The organism is Mycobacterium sp. (genome assembly GCF_049585075.1).
Lineage (GTDB): Bacteria > Actinomycetota > Actinomycetes > Mycobacteriales > Mycobacteriaceae > Mycobacterium.
The window spans coordinates 1-3,861 of record NZ_JBAUZA010000325.1 but is presented as its reverse complement, the minus strand read 5'-3'; the positions used below and the strand labels follow the sequence as shown (position 1 = coordinate 3,861).

Annotated in this window: 5 protein-coding genes and 1 pseudogene; 2 read left to right on the top strand and 4 right to left on the bottom strand. The window is 69.1% G+C overall.

The window, feature by feature from the left end:
* From aroC to WB785_RS15465, 3 genes are all read right to left on the bottom strand, one after another.
* The coding region (gene aroC, locus WB785_RS15475) for a chorismate synthase (RefSeq protein WP_424080205.1) at positions 1-895 on the bottom strand (895 nt) is incomplete at its 3' end.
* A gap of 42 nt (positions 896-937) precedes the next feature.
* Positions 938-1,360: a hypothetical protein gene (locus WB785_RS15470; RefSeq protein WP_424080204.1), complete on the bottom strand. Its 423-nt coding sequence runs from the start codon at positions 1,358-1,360 to the stop codon at positions 938-940.
* 112 nt (positions 1,361-1,472) lie between these two features.
* Entirely contained in the window at positions 1,473-1,919 is a 447-nt protein-coding gene (locus tag WB785_RS15465) for a YybH family protein (RefSeq protein ID WP_424080203.1), read from the bottom strand.
* 125 nt (positions 1,920-2,044) lie between these two features.
* Here WB785_RS15465 and WB785_RS15460 point away from each other — a divergent pair, with 125 nt between their 5' ends.
* Both WB785_RS15460 and WB785_RS15455 read left to right on the top strand, forming a co-directional pair.
* Positions 2,045-2,407: a YciI family protein gene (locus WB785_RS15460; RefSeq protein WP_424080206.1), complete on the top strand. Its 363-nt coding sequence runs from the start codon at positions 2,045-2,047 to the stop codon at positions 2,405-2,407.
* On the top strand, positions 2,404-3,618 hold the full coding sequence (locus WB785_RS15455; RefSeq protein WP_424080202.1) for an RNA polymerase sigma factor: 1,215 nt from the start codon (positions 2,404-2,406) through the stop codon (positions 3,616-3,618). Before WB785_RS15460 ends, WB785_RS15455 begins: the two co-directional genes overlap by 4 nt.
* Before the next feature lie 48 nt (positions 3,619-3,666).
* On the opposite strand, the pseudogene WB785_RS15450 reads toward WB785_RS15455, so the two are convergent.
* Positions 3,667-3,861: pseudogene (locus tag WB785_RS15450) on the bottom strand (prepilin peptidase); the annotation flags it as partial.

The following is a 3,861-nucleotide window of genomic DNA, read 5'->3' as shown; positions in this document are numbered from 1 at the left end:
CTTCTAGGCCGCCGGCCCGGTTGGTCGAGCGGACGACACCGTCGGGTCCGGGGTACATCTCGTCATGGGCGCGGCTGCCGCGGCGGCGGGCGGTGGTGAACCCGTCGCCGATCTCGACGCCCTTGATCGCCTGGATGCCCATCACCGCGGCGGCGAGCTGGCTGTCGAGCCGGTTGTCGCCGCTGGTGAACGATCCGAGTCCGACCGGCAGGCCGACCGCGACGGCCTCCACCACTCCGCCGAGGGTGTCGCCGTCCTTCTTGGCGGCTTCGATCTCGGCGATCATCGCTTTCTCGGCCGCCTTGTCGAAGGCGCGCACCGGGCTGTCGTCGATCGCATCGAGGTCGCCGGCTTGCGGTGGCGGACCGTCGTAGGGCTCCGATTCGCCGATCGAGATGACATGGGAGAGCACCTCGACGCCGAGGGTTTGCCGCAGGAAAAGCCGGGCGACGGTGCCGGCCGCGACGCGTGCCGCGGTCTCGCGGGCACTGGCCCGCTCGAGCACCGGGCGAGCGTCGTCGAAGCCGTATTTCAGCATCCCGGCGTAGTCGGCGTGGCCGGGCCGAGGCCGGGTCAGCGGGGCATTGCGGGCAACATCGAGCTCGGCCTGGTCGACGGGGTCGGCCGCCATCACCGTCTCCCACTTGGGCCATTCGGTGTTGCCGATCTCGATGGCGATCGGCCCACCAAGAGTGACGCCGTGCCGAACCCCGGCCAGCATGGCGACCTGGTCGCGTTCGAACTTCATCCGGGCGCCGCGACCGTAGCCGAGCCGTCGGCGGGCCAGCTGGTCGGCGATGTCGTCAGACGTCAGACTGACCCCGGCGACCATGCCTTCCAGCACGGCCACCAGCGCCCGGCCGTGGGATTCACCAGCAGTGGTCCATCGCAACACGTGTCCCATCTTCCCACGACCGGCGGTCCGCCGGGCGAGGCCTCAACCAGTGTGATGCGACCGTCGCAACGCGGTGAGCTGCCAGACACCCAGCACCAGGGCCACGTCGCCGCCGCTGGCGAGTGCCCAGTTGCCGGCGGCGCTCAGCGGAAGCCAGCCAAGCGCAGCAGCCGCCCACATGGCTGGCGCCAGCAGCAGGTTGGAAACGCCGAAACTTAACACCAGCCCGCGGGACGTCGGGCGAATCTGGTTGAGGCCGAAAAGCAGCGCGGGTCCGGCGACGAGGAACGCCAGCCCGCCGACGAAAAGCTCCGCGCGTGGCACGTTCCACCAATGACCGATCGGACCGCTCAGGGCGGCCACAACCGCGCCTGCGACGGTCCAAAAGACCAGGTCGGCGCGGATGGATCGCCAACGTGCGGTATCGGCATGAACGGAACTGCGGGAAATGGTTGCACTTGTCATGTGGCGATGATGCGACCGGAACCGCTGCCAGCTCGACCATCGGCACTGCCAGAGGCTGCCAGATGAGGGATTCTTGATGGCCGCACACCCGGGTCTCGGGGTCGCGGCCAGCTCAGGGCTCCAGATCGGTGGCCGCGCAGAACGAGCCGTCCATGTAGAACGGCGTCGAGTCGTGTCGGTGCGTGATGAGCCACGACCCGTCAACGCGGCGCAGGCCGAAAGTCGAGCGATACCAGACCGAGATCGGTTCCTGTTGACCGGCGCGCGTCGTGGTCATGTTCGTGAGCGTGTGAGCGAACGCCAAGTCGCCGTCTTGGCTCACAACCGGGTCGCGGAACGTGATCTGCACCGGGCTGGCGAATCCCGCGAACCAGGTGCGAATGCCGTCGACCGTGCCGTACGGCGTGTCGGGCCCCTGCTCCAGTGGCGGCGCAAGCGAATACGACACCATGTCGTCGGAGTAGAGCGCGAACAGGCCATCGGCGTCGTGCGCGGCATGCGCTGCCGCGAATTCGTCGAGGACTGCGTGGACGTCGGTTCCGGCGTGGTTGATCTTCATCGTCTGATCCTTTCTCCCGGACTCCGGAGAGCGGAGCCTTCAGAGAGGTGTCGAAGCCGCCGCGCCAGTTTCGACACAACAGCGTAAGAATTCGTCCAAACTCTCCGGAGGTCGTCGTGAAGTACATGATCTTGATTCAGAGCAACCCGCAGTTCCTCGAGCGCTGGGAGGCGCTGTCGAAAGAGCAGCGTGAAGGGTTCGGCCGTGACCACCTCGCTCTCAGCGCGGAGCTTGCCGACAGCGGTGAGCTGGTGGCGTCCGAAGGTCTCGCGGATCCGGCGCTCGCGAAGCGCGTGACCGTCGCCCGCGACCAGACGATGGTCACCGATGGGCCATTCGTCGAGGCGAAGGAGCACCTCGCCGGCTTCCTGCTCGTCGACTGCGATAGCGAGGACCGCGTTTTGGCGATCGCAGCGCGAGTGCCCGACGCCGTCTGGGGTCTCGTCGAAGTTCGGCCGGTGCTCGATTTGAGCGGATCGGACATGTGAGCTCCACCGGTCCCGGCATCGCCGGCCTGCTGCGCGAGCTCGCCCCACGCGTGCTGGGTGTGCTCGTCCGCCGTCACGGCGATTTCGACGACTGCGAGGACGCCGTCCAGGAGGCGCTGCTCGCTGCCGCGGTCAGCTGGCCGGTCGACGGTGTACCGACCAACCCGACCGGCTGGCTGATCACCGCGTCGTCGCGGCGGCTGGTCGAGACCTGGCGGAAAGAGGCCGCACGCCGGCGCCGCGAAGGCGCATATGCGCTCGAGCCCGCGCCGCCGCCCGGTGGAGTGTCGGGGGTCGACGACACGTTGGCGCTGCTGTTCTTGTGCTGCCACCCCGAACTGTCCGTGCCGTCGCAGGTTGCGCTGACACTGCGCGCACTCGGCGGCCTGACGACGGCCGAGATCGCGCGTGCGCTGCTCCTGCCGGAGGCGACCGTCGGGCAGCGCATCAGCCGGGCGAAGGCGCGCATCCGCGACACAGGTGTGCAGTTTCGGATGCCAACCACGCCCGAGCGCGACGAGCGGCTGCCCGCGGTGCTGCGCACGCTGTATCTGATCTTCAACGAGGGCTACACCGCAACGTCTGGCGAGGCCTTAAACCGCGTCGAGCTAACCTCCGAAGCGATCAGGTTGACCCGTCAGCTGCGCTCGAGTCTGCCCGACGAGGGCGAGGTTGCCGGGTTGCTCGCGCTGATGCTGCTAACCGACGCCCGACGCAGTGCTCGCACCGGCCCGGACGGTGCACTGATCCCCCTCGCCGAGCAGGATCGCCGCCGGTGGGACCGTGGCGCCATCGCCGAGGGCGTCGCGATCCTCGAGGCGACGCTGCCAGTCGCAAAACCCGGGCCCTACCAGCTGCAGGCGGCGATCGCAGCCGTGCACGATGAGGCCGCCGACGTCGATGCGACTGACTGGCCGCAGATCCTGGCGTTGTATGACGTCCTCGCCGGTCTCGCGCCGGGGCCGATGGTGGCGCTGAACCGGGCTGTCGCCGTCGCGATGGTGCATGGCCCGGCCGCCGCCCTTGCCGAACTCAACGACGCGGCGGCGGACCCCGCCCTTAGCGGACATCACCGCGTCGATGCGGTGCGAGCGCATCTGCTCGACGAGCTCGGCGACCGAGACGCCGCCCGCGAGTACTACCTGCGGGCAGCCCAGCGCACCCGGAGCCTGCCCGAGCGGCGCTATCTGCTGGCGCGCGCGACGCGCTGACTCAATTGCGAACTCGTCTGCCCACCCCGTCGGCCCTGGCCGTCCGCCTTACAGCTGAGCCAGCCCCAGCGCCGCTGCGCTGACCGCACACATCGACGGGCCATGCGGCACGGTCTTCGCCGACCAGCCGAGCCGGGCCAACACCCCGATCACGCCGGTCAGCAGCGGCGCGCCGACCGCCGCGAGCAACCACACATCGCCGCCGAAGCAGCCGGTCAGCCCGCCTAGCCCGAGCGCCAGTTT

What these genes read in the sequence shown, in the direction of transcription:
- WB785_RS15460 (WP_424080206.1), top strand. Translation starts at nt 2,045, where the DNA reads ATGATCTTGATTCAGAGCAACCCGCAGTTCCTCGAGCGCTGGGAGGCG.
- WB785_RS15465 (WP_424080203.1), bottom strand. Translation starts at nt 1,919, where the DNA reads ATGAAGATCAACCACGCCGGAACCGACGTCCACGCAGTCCTCGACGAA.
- WB785_RS15470 (WP_424080204.1), bottom strand. Translation starts at nt 1,360, where the DNA reads ATGACAAGTGCAACCATTTCCCGCAGTTCCGTTCATGCCGATACCGCA.